This is a genomic window from Solwaraspora sp. WMMD792 (assembly GCF_029626105.1).
Taxonomy (GTDB): Bacteria; Actinomycetota; Actinomycetes; order Mycobacteriales; family Micromonosporaceae; genus Micromonospora_E.
In genome coordinates this window covers 1,443,849-1,460,317 of record NZ_JARUBH010000009.1, presented here as the reverse complement: position 1 = coordinate 1,460,317, position 16,469 = coordinate 1,443,849, and the positions used below count along the sequence as shown (strand labels likewise).

Annotated in this window: 12 protein-coding genes; 2 read left to right on the top strand and 10 right to left on the bottom strand. The window is 71.8% G+C overall.

What is annotated here, in order from left to right:
* Nucleotides 1-9 precede the first annotated feature (9 nt).
* The 8 genes from O7629_RS08150 to O7629_RS08115 are packed head-to-tail and all read right to left on the bottom strand — an operon-like array spanning nucleotide 10 to nucleotide 12,610.
* A complete protein-coding gene (locus tag O7629_RS08150; RefSeq protein WP_278168428.1) occupies nucleotides 10-1,278 on the bottom strand; it encodes an amidohydrolase family protein in 1,269 nt (422 codons plus the stop codon).
* Nucleotides 1,275-3,050: a hydantoinase B/oxoprolinase family protein gene (locus O7629_RS08145; protein WP_278168427.1), complete on the bottom strand. Its 1,776-nt coding sequence runs from the start codon at nucleotides 3,048-3,050 to the stop codon at nucleotides 1,275-1,277. The genes O7629_RS08150 and O7629_RS08145 overlap by 4 nt, the downstream gene beginning before the upstream one ends.
* A complete protein-coding gene (locus O7629_RS08140) occupies nucleotides 3,043-4,737 on the bottom strand; it encodes a hydantoinase B/oxoprolinase family protein (protein WP_278168426.1) in 1,695 nt (564 codons plus the stop codon). The genes O7629_RS08145 and O7629_RS08140 overlap by 8 nt, the downstream gene beginning before the upstream one ends.
* Nucleotides 4,734-6,803 (bottom strand): hydantoinase/oxoprolinase family protein, encoded by a 2,070-nt coding sequence (locus O7629_RS08135; protein ID WP_278168425.1) that lies wholly within the window; start codon nucleotides 6,801-6,803, stop codon nucleotides 4,734-4,736. The genes O7629_RS08140 and O7629_RS08135 overlap by 4 nt, the downstream gene beginning before the upstream one ends.
* Before the next feature lie 9 nt (nucleotides 6,804-6,812).
* Nucleotides 6,813-9,017 (bottom strand): ABC transporter ATP-binding protein, encoded by a 2,205-nt coding sequence (locus O7629_RS08130; RefSeq protein ID WP_278168424.1) that lies wholly within the window; start codon nucleotides 9,015-9,017, stop codon nucleotides 6,813-6,815.
* 5 nt (nucleotides 9,018-9,022) lie between these two features.
* Entirely contained in the window at nucleotides 9,023-9,919 is an 897-nt protein-coding gene (locus O7629_RS08125; RefSeq protein ID WP_278168423.1) for an ABC transporter permease, read from the bottom strand.
* Nucleotides 9,919-10,929: an ABC transporter permease gene (locus O7629_RS08120; protein WP_278168422.1), complete on the bottom strand. Its 1,011-nt coding sequence runs from the start codon at nucleotides 10,927-10,929 to the stop codon at nucleotides 9,919-9,921. The genes O7629_RS08125 and O7629_RS08120 overlap by 1 nt, the downstream gene beginning before the upstream one ends.
* A 22-nt stretch (nucleotides 10,930-10,951) precedes the next feature.
* Nucleotides 10,952-12,610, bottom strand: a complete 1,659-nt coding sequence (locus O7629_RS08115) for an ABC transporter substrate-binding protein (RefSeq protein ID WP_278168421.1) — start codon at nucleotides 12,608-12,610, stop codon at nucleotides 10,952-10,954.
* 381 nt (nucleotides 12,611-12,991) lie between these two features.
* On the opposite strand from O7629_RS08115, the gene O7629_RS08110 reads away from it, so the two are divergent.
* Nucleotides 12,992-13,507 (top strand): hypothetical protein, encoded by a 516-nt coding sequence (locus O7629_RS08110; RefSeq protein ID WP_278168420.1) that lies wholly within the window; start codon nucleotides 12,992-12,994, stop codon nucleotides 13,505-13,507.
* A gap of 72 nt (nucleotides 13,508-13,579) precedes the next feature.
* Here the strand turns inward: O7629_RS08110 and O7629_RS08105 are convergent, their stop codons facing one another.
* Nucleotides 13,580-13,765: a hypothetical protein gene (locus O7629_RS08105; protein WP_278168419.1), complete on the bottom strand. Its 186-nt coding sequence runs from the start codon at nucleotides 13,763-13,765 to the stop codon at nucleotides 13,580-13,582.
* Nucleotides 13,766-13,991: 226 nt separating this feature from the next.
* On the opposite strand from O7629_RS08105, the gene O7629_RS08100 reads away from it, so the two are divergent.
* On the top strand, nucleotides 13,992-15,344 hold the full coding sequence (locus O7629_RS08100) for an NAD(P)/FAD-dependent oxidoreductase (protein WP_278168418.1): 1,353 nt from the start codon (nucleotides 13,992-13,994) through the stop codon (nucleotides 15,342-15,344).
* Between the two features lie 31 nt (nucleotides 15,345-15,375).
* On the opposite strand, the gene O7629_RS08095 is transcribed toward O7629_RS08100, so the two are convergent.
* Complete coding sequence (locus tag O7629_RS08095; protein WP_278168417.1) at nucleotides 15,376-16,386, bottom strand: class 1 isoprenoid biosynthesis enzyme; 1,011 nt, start codon at nucleotides 16,384-16,386, stop codon at nucleotides 15,376-15,378.
* Between the last annotated feature and the right edge of the window lie 83 nt (nucleotides 16,387-16,469).

Below are 16,469 nucleotides of genomic sequence, written 5' to 3'. Positions count from 1 at the left end.
TCACGTCGTTCACCAGGCGGTCCAGCCGGCGCGGTCGTCCCGGACCACCCGGCCGCCGGACATCACCCAGCGCACCCCACGGAACGCCGACGTGTCGGCGACCGGGTCGGCGTCCATCGCCACCAGGTCGGCGTACTTGCCGGTCTCGACGGTGCCGAGGTCGGCCTCGGCGCCGAGCCAACGGACCGGGCCGAGGGTGCCCGCGTACAGGGCACGGGCCGGTCCGATGCCGCTCTCCGACAGGTATTCCAGCTCCCGCACCGAGGCGTTGGTGCCCTCGAAGGACCAGAACGGCGGCATGTCGCTGCCGAGCAGCACCTCCACCCCGGCGGCGAGGGCCATCGCGTAGCTCTCCAGGTGCCGGGGGCCGGCACCGAGCGAGCGGCACTGCATCCATTCCGGTACGCCGAGTTCGTCGAAGAACTCCTTGCACCGGGTGACCAGCAGGGTCGGCACCAGCGCGGTTCCCCGCTGCGCCATCCGCGCCGCCACCTCCTCGGTGAGCTGGTAGCCGTGTTCGACGCAGTCCAGCCCCAGCTCGACGGCCTCGCCGATGACCGGTGCCGGGCCGGCGTGCGCGGTGACCTTGCGCCCCCAGGCGTGCGCGGTGTCGATGACGGCGGCCATCTCGTCGGGGAACAGCTGCCGGGTGTGGATCGACTCGTGTTCGCCGGCGATCCCGCCGGAGATCATCACCTTGATCAGGTCGGCACCGGCCCTGATCTGGCTGCGTACGCCGCGCCGGAACCCGTCGGCCCCGTCGCATTCCAGGGTGTCGGTGCTCTCGTGGCCGTGCCCGCCGGTGCAGACCAGGGCGCGGCCGGCGGTGAAGATCCGTGGCCCGGTGACCCGGCCGGAGGTGATCGCCCGGCGCAGCGCGAAGTCGGCGTGGTCCTTCTCTGCCACGCAGCGGACCGTGGTCACCCCGCAGAGCAGGGTGCGCCGGGCCCCGTCGGCCATGTAGAGGGCCAGCTCGTGCGGGGTCAGGTCCTTGACGCTCTGCCCGCCGGCACCGGGCAGCGACAGCGACAGGTGGGTGTGCATGTTGGTCAGCCCGGGGGTCAGGTACGCACCGCCGAGGTCGATCTCGGTGACGTCGGTTTCGGCGCGGGCGGCGTTGGTCACCTCGGCGGCCGGTCCGACGGCGGCGATCCGGTCGCCGCGTACCCAGACGGCGGCGTCGGTGACCGGGCCGACGCCGTCGAGGACGCGGGCGTCGACGACGGTGCAGTTGGTCAGGACGGTGTCGACCGGTCCGGGGCGGGTGGCGGCGCTCATGCCGGCGTCCGGTCATCGGGGGTGGTCATCGCGGGCCTCTCTGCGGGTGCGGGGACGGGGACGCCGTCGACGTCGCGGGCGGCGGCCGGTGGCACGTAGCCGTAGACGTCGCGGGCGGCCGCCGGTGACACGTAGCCTTCGGCGACGTCGGCGCGGACCGCTTCCGGGTCGCGTCGGCGCGGGTCACCGTGCCCGCCGCCACCGGCGGTGAGCAGCGTGACCCGGTCGCCGGGTGCGACCGGCGTGCGTCTGGTGCTGACCCGCCGTTCCCGGTCGGTGCCCGGGTGGACGATCACCTGGATCGGGTCGGGACGCCCGCCGCCGTCCAACGCCCACGGCGCCGACCTGGTCTTCTTCACCACGGACAGGAATTCGCCGGCGGTGGCGAACCGGATGTCGCGGCGCAGCCCGGGTCCGCCCCGGTGCCGGCCGGCGCCGCCGGAGTCGGTGCGGATCTCCAGCCGTTCGAAGAACATCCCGGTCCGGGCCTCGAGCACCTCGACCGGGGTGTTGCGGGCCTGGGTCTGGCACAGATGGTTGGCCGGGCCGATGCCGTCGTGGTCGGGCGAGGCACCCCAGCCGACCGGGTCGTTGTTGCTGACCGCGTAGAGCTGGCCGGTGTCGGGGTGGGTGCCGACCATCATGAACCCGGGCACGTCGCCACCGGACGAGGCGGCCAGCCGGTCCGGCATGCCCTGGGCCAGCGCCCGGTAGATCAGCTCCATCGCCACCGTGCCGGTCCACTGGGTGAACGTGGCGGCCGGGTAGACGGCGTGGAACAGGCTGCCCGGTTCGGCGACCACCCGCAGCGCGGTGAAGTGCCCGGCGTTGGTCTGCTCGGTCGGTGTGGTGAGCGCCTTGAACGCGACCCGGGCGGTGGCGATGGTCGACCCGTACGGCAGGTTGACCGGTCCGGCGACGGCGGGTGACGACCCGGTGAAGTCCACCGTGCAGGTGCCGTCGGCGATGGTGACGGTGACCTGCATCCGGATCGGATCGTCGGTGATGCCGTCGTCGTCGAGCCAGTCGACGGCGGTCCAGGAGCCCTGCGGCAGCGCGGCGAGCGCGTCGGCGGTGGACGCTTCGGCAGCGGCGATCGCGGTGTCGACGACCGTGGCGACGGTGGCCGGGCCGAACCGTTCGACCAGCTCGATCAGCCGGCGCTCGCCGGTGCGCAGCGCCGCGACCTGGGCGTGCAGGTCGCCGATGACCAGTTCCGGCATCCGCGAGTTGAAGCGGATCAGCTCGATGATCTCGGGCACCGGCTCGCCCCGGCGGAACACTTTGGTGCCGGGGAAGATGACGCCTTCCTGATGCATGTCGGTGGAGTCGAGCACGTAGCCCGGGTCCTTGGCCCCGAGGTCCATCCAGTGCGCGCGCACGCACAGGAACCCGATCAGCGGGCCGTCCCCACCGGAACTGTCTGGCAGGAAGACCGGGGCGAACAGGGTGGCGTCGTAGGCGTGCGCCGCGTTCCAGTACGGGTAGTTCAGCAGCACGATATCGCCGGGGTGCAGGTTCTCCCGGCCGACGTACTCGACGCCCTTGCGGATCGAGTAGTCGTTGGCGCCCAGGAACCGGCTCAGCCCGGTGGACTCGGCGACCAGCCGCAGCCGGGCGTCGTAGATGGAGATGCCGAAGTCGTACACCTCGTAGATGACCGGGTTGAACGCGGTGCGCACCAGCGCGGAGCGCATCTCCTCGGCAGCGGCCACCAGGTAGCTGCGCACCACCTCGGTCGCCGCACCGTCCACCCTGGAAGTATCAGTCATCGACGTCGACCCCGTACACCTCGCGGGCGGCGGCCGGCGACACGTAGCCTTCGGCGACGTCGGCGCGGACCGCCTCGGGGTCGCGGTCGCGCGGGTCGCCGTGCCCGCCGCCACCGGCGGTGAGCAGGGTGACCCGGTCACCGGGCACCACCGGTGTCCGTTTCGTGCTGACCCGCCGTTCCCGGTCGGTGCCCGAGAAGACGATCACCTGGTTCGGGTCCGGCTGCGCGCCGCCGTCGAGCGCCCAGGGCGCCGACTTCGTCTTCTTGATCACCGACAGGAACTCGCCCGGGGTGACGAACCGGATGTCACGCCGCAGTCCCACGCCGCCCCGGTGCCGACCGGCGCCGCCGGAGTCGGTGCGCATCTCGAACCGTTCGAAGAACATCCCGGTCCGGGCTTCCAGAACCTCGATCGGGGTCATCCGCCCGGTGCTGCCGGAGACGTGGGTGGCGGCGTTCATCCCGTCGTGTTCCCGGGTTCCACCCCAGCCGACCGGGTCGTTGTTGCTGACCGCGAAGAGCTGGCCGGTGTCCGGGTGGATGCCGACCATCATGAACCCGGGCACGTCCCCGCCGGACGAGGCCGGCAGCCGGTCCGGCATGCCCTGGGCGAGTGCCTTGAGAATCAGCTCGACGGCGACGATGCCGGTCCACAAGGTGAACGTCGGCTGCGGGTAGACGGCGTGGAACAGCGTGCCCGGCTCGGCCTTGACCCGCAGCGGCGCGATGGTGCCGGCGTTCGACGGCTGGTCCGGTGAGGTCAACGACTTCAGGATCACCTTGCAGATCGCCTCGGTCGCCCCGTACGGCATGTTGATCGGGCCGGGCACCGCTGGCGACGACCCGGCGAAGTCGACGGTGAAAGTGCCGTTGGCGATGGTGACGGTGACCTGCATCTTCACCGGCTCCTCGGTGATGCCGTCGTCGTCGACCCAGTCGGTGGCGGTCCACGAGCCCTGCGGCAGCGCGGCGAGGGCGGCCCGGCTGCGGGCCTCGCCGTCGGCGATGATCGCCTCGACGGCGGCGGCCACCGTGGGCCGGCCGAACTTCGCCAGGATCTCCAGGAACCGCCGCTCGCCGGTGCGCAGCGCGGCGATCTGCGCGTGCAGGTCACCAAGGACCTCGGCCGGCATCCGCGAGTTGAACCGGATCAGCTCGTGGATCTCGTGCACCGGCTCACCCCGGGACACCACCTTCGTACCGGGGAAGATCAGCCCTTCCTGGTGCATGTCGGTGGAGTCGAGCACGTACCCCGGATCCTTGGCGCCCAGGTCCATCCAGTGCGCCCGGACGCAGAGAAACCCGACCAGGTCGCCGTCGGCGTCCGGGTCGGCGTCGGCCGGGTCCGGCATGAACACCGGGGCGAACAGGGTGGCGTCCGAGGCGTGCGCCGCGTTCCAGTACGGGTAGTTGAGCAGCACGATGTCGCCCCGGTGCAGGTTCTCCCGGCCGACGTACTCGACGCCCTTGGCGAGGGAGAAGTCGTTGGCGCCGAGAAAGAACGTCAATCCGGTCGCTTCGGCGATCAGCCGCAGGTCGGCGTCGTACATCGACATGCCGAAGTCGTGCACCTCGTAGATCACCGGGTTGAACGAGGTACGGATCAACGTGGCCCGCATCTCCTCGGCGGCGGAGATCAGGTAGCTGCGCACCACCTCGGCGGTGGCTCCGTCCAGCGTGCTCACTTCGCCTCCTCCAGGGTCACCAGCAGGTAGCCGTGCGGGTCGACCTCGATGTGCTGCCCGCTGGGCACCACCGTGGTGGAGGTGCCCTCGTCGACCAGGGCCGGCCCGGCGAACCGGTCCCCCGGGGCCAGCTTCGCCCGGTCGTAGACGGCGAACGACGCCACCTCACGGGTGCCGAAGTCGAAGGCGTCGCGGCGGCCGAGCAGCGCCCGGGTCGGGTCGCCGTCGCCGGCCGGCGGGCGGACCAGCTCCGGGCGGGTGGTCCGCCCGATGCCGCGCACCCGCAGGTTGAGGATCTGCAGCCGGTTGCTCATCGCGTGGCCGTACCGGGTGCGGTGCAACTCCTCGAACGCGGCCCGGACCGCGTCGCGGTCCAGCTCGGCGCCGACGGTGACGATCAGGGTGTGTTCCTGACCGAGGTAGCGCAGCTCCAGCTGGCGTTCCAGCACCGCCGAGCCGGCGTCGACGCCCTGCTCCACCAGGGAGCCGACCGCCTCGGCCTCGACCTCGACGAACATCGCCTCCAGCGCGGCCAGGCCGACGCTGCCCTCCGGGGCGTCGGCGTCCAGGGTGGCCAGCACCGTACGGGAGAAGTCGTCGACGATGTCGGCCGACAGCATCCCCCAGGCGGAGAAGCCGGACGGGGCGAACGGCACCACCACCTCCCGGATGCCCATTTCGCGGGCCAGCAGCGGGGCCAGCAGCGGGCCGGCGCCACCGAAGGCGAGCAGCGAGAAGACCCGGGGGTCGTGGCCACGTTCCACGGTGATCTGCCGGACCGCGCCGACGGTGCGGGCCAGCAACACGTCGTAGATTCCGGCCGCGGCGGCCGTCGGGCTCAGCCCCAGCGGGGTGGCGATCTGCTCGTCGAGCGCCGCCTGCGCCGCCTTGGCCTGCAGACCCATGGTGCCGGCGAGGAACCGGTCCGGGTCGACGTAGCCGAGCACCACCGAGGCGTCGGTGACGGTCGGCCGCTGCCCGCCCCGGCCGTAGCAGACCGGCCCCGGGTCGGCGCCGGCGCTCTGCGGGCCCACCTTCAGCAGCCCTCGGTCCAGCCAGGCGATGGAGCCACCGCCGGCGCCGATGGTGCGGATGTCGTACGTCGGGATCAGCAGCGGGAAGTGTTCCAGCTGCGCCTCGTACGCGGCGACCGGGCTGCCGGCCTCGATCACGCAGGCGTCCAGCGACGTCCCGCCGATGTCGAAGGTGAGCAGATTGTCCCGGCCCAGCGCGCCGGCCAGGTAGGCGGCGCCGACGATGCCGCCGGCCGGGCCGGACAGCACGGTGTGCGTCGGCGACTTCTTGGCCGTCGTCGAGGTCATCGACCCGCCGCCGGACCGCATGATCAGGAACCGGCCGGCGAAGCCCCGGGCGGCCAGCCCGGACTCCAGCTCGTCGACGTAGCGTTCGAAGATCGGCCGGATGTACGCCTCCAGCACGGTGGTGCTGGTCCGCTCGTACTCGCGGTGCTCGCGCACGATGTCCGTCGACACCGAGACGCTGACCTGCGGGTACGCCTCGCGGATGAGCGCGGCGGCGGCGCGTTCGTGGCTCGGGTCGACGAACGAGTGCAGGAAGCAGACCGCGATCGACCCGACCCCCTGCTCCTCGACCAGGGTGCGGGCGGCGGCCCGGACACTGTCCGGGTCCAGTTCGGTCACCACCCGACCCCGGTAGTCCAGCCGGCCGGTCACCCCGGCGGTGTACCGCCGTTTGACCAGGCTCTCCGGCCGCTGGTACTGGAAGTCGTACATGTGGTCGGCGGGCACGTTGCCCCGGCCGAGCAGGAAGACGTCCCGGAAGCCCTCGTTGGTGATGATGCCGGTGGCCCCGCCCCGGCGCTCCAGCACCGCGTTGAGCCCGAGCGTGGTGCCGTGGATGAACAGCTCCACCTGGGACAGGTCGGTGCCGAGCGCGGTCACCGCGTCCAGCACCCCCTCCCAGGGGCGGGCCGGGGTGGTCGACGCCTTGCGGAACCGGACCTGGTTGGTGCGGGTGTCCAGCTCCATCGCGTCAACGAAGGTGCCGCCGATGTCGACGGCGAGCCGGATGTGCGGTGCGGGCATCGTCTCAGGTCACCTTTCGGATTCGGTCAGCAGGTCGGGGATCTCCGGGGCCCGCCAGCAGGCCGCCCGGCTGCGCCCGTACGGCCGCAGCTGCTGCTGTTCGGTGCGGCACCGGGGGGTGACGAACGGGCAGCGGGCGGCGAGCGGGCAGCCGGCGGCGGCGTCGGTCTCGTCCAGGTCCTTGAGCAGGTCGACCCGGCCACCGCCGAACCCGGCGCCGAGGCTGGGCGCGCTGGACAGCAACGCCCGGGTGTACGGGTGCGCCGGGCTGGTGAAAACCTCGTCGACCGGCCCTTCCTCGACGATCCGGCCCAGGTAGAGCACGATCACCCGGTCGGCGAAGCCGCGTACCGTGGCCAGGTCGTGGGAGATGAACACGCTGCCCCGGTCCCGGTCGGCGGCGACGTCGCGGATCACTTCCAGGATCTGCGCCTGCACGGTGACGTCCAGCGCCGACGTCGGCTCGTCGAAGACGATCAGGTCGGGGTCGCCGACCAGGGCGCGGGCGATGCCGACCCGCTGCGCCTGCCCGCCGGAGAGTTCATGCGGGCGGCGGGCGAGGATCGACCGGTCCAGCTCCATCCGGTCCAGCGCGGCACCGACCCGTTCGGCCCGCTGCTGGGCCGGTACGCCGAGCGCGCGCAGCGGTTCGGCGATGGCGTCGGCGACGGTGCGGCGCGGGCTGAGCGCGCCGAACGGATCCTGGAACACCATCTGGGCGCGGGTCCGCAGGGTGCGCAGCGCCCGACCGCGCAGCTCGGCCATCCGGGCGCCGCCGATCTCCACGGTGCCGCTGGCCGGCTCGACCAGACCGAGGATCAGCTTGGCTAGCGTCGACTTGCCGCAGCCGCTCTCCCCGACCACGCCGAGGGTTTCGCCGGCGGCGACGGTCAGGTCGACACCGCGCAGCGCGTGGTGCCCGCCGCGGCCGAACCGGCTGCGGTAGACCACGTGCGCGTCGTCGATGCGCAGCACGGTCCGCTCGGCTGCGCCGGCCGGCCCGGCGTCGGCCCTCGTCGCGTCGGCCCTCGTCGCGGTGCGCACCGGCGGTGCGACGACGGCCGGATCGGTGACCAACGGCCCGGTCTGCGGGTGGAAGCAGGCCAGCGTCCAACCGGCCGTACCGCCGACGGCTGTACGGTCCGACGCGGCCGGGTCCGACACTGCAGGGTCCGACGCAGTCGTACGGCCGGCGGCGCGGTCCGACGCGGCTGCCGGCACGGCGCCGGTCGGCGGACGCTGCGCGGCGCAGCGGTCGGTGGCATGCGCGCACCGGGAGACGAACGGGCAGTCGTCGGGCGGGGCGGTCAGCAGCGGCATCCCACCGGCGGTGGCCCGCACCGGGCGGCCGTCCACGTCGGGCACCGAGGCGAGCAACGCCCGGGTGTACGGGTGGGCCGGGGCCCGCAGCACCTGCGCCGCCGGCCCGCTCTCCACGACGGTGCCGGCGTAGAGCACCACCACCCGGTCGCAGACCTCGGCGATCGAGGCCAGGTCGTGCGAGATGAGCAGCACCCCGCGCCGGTCGGCGTCGGCGGCCTGGCGGAACTGCCGCAGGATCTCCCGGGCCAGGGTGACGTCCAGGCCGGTGGTCGGCTCGTCGGCGATCAGCAGGCCGGGCGCGCAGCCGGTGGCCAGCGAGATCATCACCCGCTGCGCCATCCCGCCGGACAGTTCGTGCGGGTAGGCGTCGAGTCGCCGCTGCGGGCTGCGGATACCGACCGCCGCGAACAGTTCCCCGGCCGCCTGACGGGCCTGCTGCCGGGTCATCCCCTGGTGGGTGGTGAGCCGGTCGGTCAACTGCCGACCGACGGTACGGGTGGGGCTGAGCGCGCCGCGCGGGTTCTGGAAGCAGATCGCCGCGCCGTGGCCGCGGTGGCGGCGCAGCTGCTCCGGGCCGAGCCGCAGCACGTCGACCGGCCCGCCGGTGTCGCCGGCACCGTCCCCCGGCCCGCCGCCGGGGTCGGCGGTGGCGTCGCCGCCGTGGAAACGGACCCGACCGGTGGCCTGCGCGCCGCCGGGCAGCAGGCCGACGATCGAGCGGGCCACCATGGACTTGCCGCCGCCGCTCTCGCCGACCAGGCCGACCACCTCGCCCCGGTCGACGTGCAGGCTGACCCCGCTGAGCGCGGCGACCTGCCGGCCGGGCCGGCGGATCAGCACCGACAGGTTCTCAATGGCGAGCAGGTCCCGGGTGATCGTCGTCGGGTCCATCGCGGTCACCGCCGTTTCGCTTCCGCGCGTTCCTGCAGCCCTTCGCCGAGCAGGCTGAAGCCGAACACGCTGATCAGCAGGAACAGACCGGGCGGCACCGAGGTCCACCAGCGGCCGGCGACCACGTCCGGCGAACCGAGACTGATCATCGACCCCCATTCGGCGGTCGGCACCGAGATGCCCAGCCCGAGGAAGGACAGCCCGGCCAGGGTAAGCATCGCCCACCCGCAGCCCAGCGGGGCGATCACCCGCACCGGGGTGAGACTGTTCGGCAGCACGTGCCGCCACAGCACCCCGAGGTGCGACGCGCCGGAGGTGACGGCGGCGTCGATGAACGGCAGCTCCCGTACCGAGCGGACCTCGGCCCGCACCAGCCGGGCGTAGCCGGGCGCGTTGACCAGGGCGATGGTCAGGATCAGGTTGACCGTGCCGCCGCCGAGCAGGGCGGCCACCGCGAGGGCCAGGATGAAGGTGGGGAACGCCTGGAAGATGTCGAGCAGCCGCATCAGCACGTCGTCGATCCAGCCGCCGAAGTAGCCGGCGACCAGGCCGAGGGTGGTGCCGGCGAGCACGGCGAGGGCGACCGCGGCGACCGCGATGCCCAGGTCGAGCCGGCCAGCGTGCAGCAGCCGGCTCCACACGTCCATCCCGTTGATGTCGGTGCCGAGCAGGTGGCTGCCGCCGGGCGGCAGCAGGGTGCCGGCCGGGTCGATCTCCTGCGGGCCCCAGGACGACAGCAGCGGCGCGGCGATCGCGGCCAGGGCCACCACGGCGAGGATCGTCGCGCCGACGGAGATCAGTACGGTGGCGAACCGGCCGCCCCGGGCGGTGCCGGTGGCCACCACCGGGGCGGCGTCGTCGGCGCCGTCCGCCGGTCCGCCGGCCGCGCGCAGGTCAACCATCAGATCTTCACTCTCGGGTCGAGGATCGCGTGCACCACGTCGGCGATCAGGAAGACGAGGACGTAGCAGACGGCGATGAGCAGCACGGAGGCCTGCACCACCGGGAAGTCGCGGTAGAGCAGCCCGCGCAGCGCCCACTGGCCGAAGCCCTGCCACGAGTAGACGTACTCGATCAGCACGGTCGACCCGACCGCGGTGCCGAAGACCAGCGCGGCCAGCGACGGCAGCCGGACCAGCGCGGAGCGCACCAGGTAGCCGCGGCGCAGCAGCCGGTCGCGCAGCCCGTGTGCGGCAGCGGCGGTGTACGCCTCGGAGTGCAGCACCTCCAGCGCGGAAGCGCGCACGCTGCGCAGCAGCGGGGCGACCACCACGATCGCCAGGGTGGCCACCGGCAGCGCCAGGTGGGCCAGCGCGGAGGTGAACGCCGGTCCGTTGGCGGTCAGCGCGGCGTCGATCAGCTCGGCGCCGGTGATCGGGGTGAGGTTGGTGTCCGGGTCGACCCGGCCGCTGGGGGCCGGGAACCAGCCGAGCATGCTGTAGCCGACCAGGACCAGCACCAGGCCGAGCCAGAACTCCGGCACCGAGTTGCCGATCAGGGCCAGCACCCGGATGCCGTGGTCGGCGGCCCGGTCGGCGCGGCGCGCCGACCAGATGCCGCCGACCACGGCGATGAGCACCGCCACGGCGACCGCCAGCACCACCAGTTGCAGGGTGGGGCCGACCCGTAGGGCCAGCTCACCGGCGACCGCGTTGCCGCTCTGGATCGACGTGCCGAGGTCACCGGTGAGCAGCCCGCCCAGGTAGTCCAGGAACTGTTTCCACAGTGGCTGATCCAGTCCGTAGCGGGCCCGGGCGGCGGCGGCCTCGACCTCGGTGGCGTTCGGGCCGAGGATGGTCCGGATCGGATCCCCGGGGAGCACCCGGACCAGGACGAAGGTCGCGACGATCACGCCGAGCAGCACCGGTACGAGCTGCAGCAGCCGGCGGGCGACGAAGCGGGCGATACGCATGAGGGGTGGTCGCCGCCGACAGTCAGGCCGAAGCGCTCAGGTAACGCAGCCGGGCCAACCCGTCCATCGGCTGGACCCAGCCACTGACCTCCTCGCGTACCGGCAGGTTGAAGTTGGGCTGGCAGAGGATCGCCCAGGGCACGTCGGCGGCCAGGATCTCCTGCACCCGCAGCCAGAGTTCGTTGCGCTCGGCCGGGTCGACGACGGTGTGCGACCGCTCGTAGATCTCCTCCAGCTCCGGGTTGACGTAGTTGGAGTAGTTGAGGTTGGCGCCCTCGACGAAGCTGGTGGCCAGCATGTACTCGACGTCGTTGACCCACAGCTGGCCGGCGGTGATCTGCAGCGGGATGTTCTTCTGCTGCCGCCGCTCGGCCAGGGTGGCCGGGTCCAGCGGGACCAGTTCCAGCTCGATGCCGACCTTGCGGGCCTCGCTCTGCACCAGGACCGCGATCTGCTGCTGGGTGTCGTTGTCGGTGGCGTAGACCAGCTCGGAGCTGATCTGGTCGACCCCGGCGGCGGCGAGCGCGGCGCGGGCGGCGTCCGGGTCGTAGCCGTACGGGTAGCCGCGCTCGTCGTAGCCGGGCATGTCCAGCGGCACCAGGCTCTTCGTCGGGCGGGCGTCGCCGCCGTACACGTTGTTGATGATCTGGTCGTACGGCACCGCGTGGGCGAGCGCCTTGCGGACGTCGACGTTGTCGAACGGCGCGGTGGTCACCGACATCTGGATGGCGACCTGCTCGTTGCTGGCCGCGGAGATGACCTTGACGCCGTCGGTGTTCTTCAGGTCGGCGATGTCGCGTTGGCCGATGCCCAGCGCCACGTCGATGTCGCCGGCCTCCAGCTGGAGTCGCTGGTTGGCGGCGGCCGGAACCACCGAGATCCGGATGGTCTTGGTCTGCGCCGGGTCGGGGCCCGGGTAGCCCTCGTTGGCGGCGAGCACGATCTCCTGGCCCTGCACGGCCCGCTCGACGTTGAAGTAGCCGCCGGTCGGGGCGTTGTTGGCGAACCACTCGGTGGCCCACGGGTCGGCGTCGGTGGCGTGCTTCTTGGCTTCCTCGGAGTCGAAGACGTACAGCGAGATCGCCTGGATCTGCCGGGTCAGCGCGCTGGGGAACGCCTGGGTGAACTGCACGGTGTAGTCGTCGACCACGGTGACCTGGTCCGGCTCGGTCAGGCCGATGGTCCGGTAGATGCCGGCGACGTTGGCCTGGGCGGCGAACGCCCGGTCCTTGGACCACTTGACGTCGGCGGCGGTCATCTCGTTGCCGCTGGCGAAGGTGACGCCCCGGCGCAACTTGAGGGTCCAGACGGTCTGGTCCTCGTTGGGTTCGAACGACTCGGCGAAGGTCGCCACGATGTTCTCGGTGTCGAGGATCCGGGAGCCGTCGACCTCGGTGACCCCGTAGTCGATCATGTACGGGAAGACGTTCTTGTACAGCATGAGCGCGATCGGGTCGAAGCCGACGAAGTCCTGGTCCCAGCTGCTCAGGTAGCTGGAGACGGCGATCCGCAGGGTGTCGGCGGCGGTGCCCGGGGAGGCGTCGTCGGAGCCGTCGGTGCCCGATCCGGAGGCACAGGCGCCGGTGGCGAACAGGAACGCGCCGATGCCCCCGATCTGGAGCACCGACCGGCGGGAGAGGGCGGGCGAGGCGGATCCGCCCCGCGGAGAGGTACCAGCCATGGGAGAAGTCCTCCGTCGTGAACGGCGAGGGTGACCTTGCATTCAGGTAGCTGTGCGTTCAGGTAGCGGGTCGAGCGACGAAGCGGGCCGCGAAGTACGGCGCGCCACCCCCCGTGTTCTATCAGGCTGAACGTTCGTGAACAAGAGGTGAAACCCGTTCACCGAGACTATCTCGGCGTGTGGCGAGGCAGAGCAGCCAAAAGGTCGAGGCCACCAGCGCAACTTTGTTCACAAGGTTTCACACACCTGATACACAGCACCGATCCGACCACCCGCAGGTGATCGACAAAAGTTGATGCTGGGCCTAAGCTGCCAGATTGACCTCTGGTAGCGCTCCCAAAGCCGTCCCCTGCCGGAGGCGCACCGAGAGGAGGAACGGTCATGCGCCGCTCTACCGCGAGCGTACTCGTCGGGGTGGCCGCCCTGACACTCGTCGCCGGCTGCACCCCGCCCCCGACGGGGTCCCCCGGTACCCCGTCCGTCCCAGGGGTCGACACGCCGACGGAGACCCGCGAACCGATCCAGGTCAACGTCGCCGAGGCGCTCGACGTCGCCCAGCAGGAGTTCGACCTGATCGCCAGCGGCGACTGGTCGGGTGCCTGGCAGTTGTGGACCGCCGAGGCCCAGCAGTCGGTGCCGGAGGACGTGTTCGTCGAGACCAACGAGACGTGCCCGGTGCAGGACGGCGTCGAGTTCCAGCTGCAGGAGGTGACCCCGGTCAACGAGACGGCCGTCGACCTGACCTGGCGCCGCGACGACACGGTGGGCAACAGCTCACTGCGGTTGGAGCAGGACGCCTGGCGGTTCGACCCGGGCGGCGGCATGCTGGTCGAGTACGCCTCGGGAGCGGCCGACGCGATCGCCGAACGCCGCGCGGCCGGCGACTGCCCGTCCTGACCTGAGAGGCGGTTGCCCGGTCCGGTGACAACGGACCCCGACCGTGCTCCGGACCGGGCAACCTGTCGCGGCTCACCGCCTGGCGCGGTGCCGCTTGTTCCGGTGCAGCGCGTCGCCCGCCTGCCGCAGCAGCTTCGAGGTACGCGACGACGGGCCCCTACGGGACTCCACCACCGAGCTGAGCTTGCGCGCCCCGGCTGCCGCCAGCGGCACGGCGACCGCGACTACCGCCCAGCGCTTGATCATCCTGCCGACCATGGTCGCCTCCTTCGGTCCGGCGTCGGCACCCGGCAGACACATACCCAGCGGCCCGCTCCGCTAAGCCTGGCCCGGACCCGATTACCGGCGGTCGCCCGAACGCCCGGGTGAGCCGGCCGCGCGATAGGTTGGACATCGACAGAGGCCGGTCGCCGGGTGACACGGCGGTGGCCGACGTCCCGGGCAGTGCACTCTGATCGACACGGACTCACGCGGGAGAGATCTGGTGGTGCACGGAACATCCGCCGACGTCGTGGTGGTCGGCGGTGGGGTCGCGGGTCTGACCGCGGCACACGATCTCCGTCGGTCCGTTCAGCGGGTACTGGTTCTCGAGGGTGGCGAGCAGATCGGCGGGCGGGTCCGGAGCGTGGCCGTCAACGGCCATGTGGTCGAGGCCGGGGCCGCCTTTGTGACACCCTTCTACGCATCGACGCTGCGGCTGATGGATGAGCTCGGGGTGTCAGGGCAGCTGTCCGAGTACAACCAGGGCACCTATGTCGTGCGCGACGGTACGCTGCGCCCCATCCTTCCCGGCTCGAAGCTGCTGGCGGGCAGCGCCGTCGGCGCGTCGGCCAAGCTCCGTCTGTGCCGCTTCGCGGGCGGGCTCGCGGCCCGGTGGCGTGCCCTCGACATCGCCGACCTGGCCCGCGCCGACCACCTGGACGTAATGTCCTGCGCGGACTTTCTACGTCGGCGAGCCGGCAGCGAGAACCTCGAATACCTGTTCGGGCCGCTGCTGCGGGGCATGCTCTACTGGGACGCGGAGACGACGAGCTATCCGGTCCTGCTGGCGATCCTCAAGGCCCACGCGACCGCCGGTGCCTCCCGTCGCATGCGTGGTGGCCTGGCCCGGTTCCCGCAGGCACTGGCCGCAGGGGTGGAGGTCCGAACGGGTACCACTGTCCGGCGGATCAGGCGCGAGACCTCGGGAGACTTCAGCATCGAGGCCGACACCGGCGATGGGATCACGACGTACCGGGCGCCCGCGGTCGTCTGCGCCACCACGGCGGGCGAGGCGGCGACGATCCTGCCGGACCTGCCCGAGCCGGCCCTCGCCTACCTCCGGTCAATCTCCTACGGTCGCACCGCCGTACTGACGTTCACGGTCAGGGCGGCCAGCGCGGCGTTTCCCGATGGTTCCGTGCTGTTCCCCGCCGCCGAGGCGCCCGAGATCGCGGCCGTCAACGCCTATCTCAGGCTGGCCCCGGCCGACGGCGCGGATGAGGAGAGGCTCGTGCACGTGTACCTGTCGGGCGAGGGTTTCGATCGGCACGCCGGGCGGCCCGACGACATCCTGGCAGAGGCGGTGGTCGGCCGCCTCCGCGAGGTGTTGGGCCCGGTCGACTGGCTGCGCGGTGCCGAACTGCGCAACGTGCAGCGCTGGGAGCGCGCCCTGCCACGTTTCGACGTGGGTCACGTCCGCCGCACCCGGGAGTTCACCGACGCGCAGCCGGCTCTGCCGGGCCTGGCGTTCGCGGGCGACTACCTCGGTGGACCCTACCTGGATGGCGCCGTACGCAGTGGCCTGGCCGCAGCGCGCCAGCTACGCCCGACGGTATCGGAGAAGGAACCGGCCTGACCGGGCCGGTCGAGGGCCCCGCTGCGCCCGGTCATCCGACAGTTAGCCCACCGATGAGGGCCGACCCGACGGAGACGTCGACCATCCATTCGACCGCCGCCCGGAACGGTGACGGCGCGGCCAGATCGAACAGCATCCGGTTCGCCTGTCGGCCCAGATCGGTGACGTGCGAGTCGTACCGTTCGGCTACGGCCGTACGCGTCAGCTCGCCCCGCAGTTCGGTGCGGGCGGCCAGGTCGAGGCGGGCCCGCTCGCTCAGCCGGCGGATGTGTTCCTGGCGGTCGGCTGGCGCGCCGACGAGCGCGTGGGCGAGCAGCAGGGTCCGGGTGCCGTTGGCGAGATCCTCGTCGTCGCAGACGTCTTTGCGCACCGACCTGCAGTCGTTGGCCAACTGCCGCAGTACACCGTACCGGCGTCCGAACTCCCGCCAGCCGGCCACCGCCGCAGCGTCGGCGCCAGCCAGGAGGGCGGTCATCGCCAGGTCCCGGCCACACGCGGAACCGGACTTGCCGGAGTAGCTGCGCATCACGTCGGTGAGCGAATCCGCATCAATGACCGAGGAGATATCGGCCAGCTGGCCGTTGGCGGCGTCAAGGTTGCCGTCGGTGAGGTGACCGATCCACGCCATCCGCACCTGCGCCGTCAGGTCCTGCCGCGCGATCAACGCCGATGGCAGCAGGGTCAGGCAGGCGATACTCGCGATCATGGCTTCGTTCGCAGAAATGCCGACCCGCTCGGCATCGAAATGACCGTCGTTGAGGTCGTCGAAGATGTCGGCACCGGTCCACCACAGCCGCGACAGGACGCAGACCGGCACCGCGGGAAGGGCGTCGCCGGTGATGGTTCCGAGGACCGGCAACGGCAGCAGCCGATGGATGCTGACGTTCTTGTAGTCGGCCTCCAGCAGCCGGATCACCGAACCCGCCAGCTGCGGATTGTCCTTGCACACCTCGTCGACGAACGCGGTCGTCTGCTCGACGACGTCCGCCCGCTGCGCCGACAGGGCCTCGTACGTCGGTGGCGGATCCGTGATTCCTCGCACGGCGGGCTCCTCCTCGGTTGGTCGACGCCCCGGCCCCGTCCCTCGACGGCAGGAGCAGACTACGGAACCGATTCGCCCGAAAC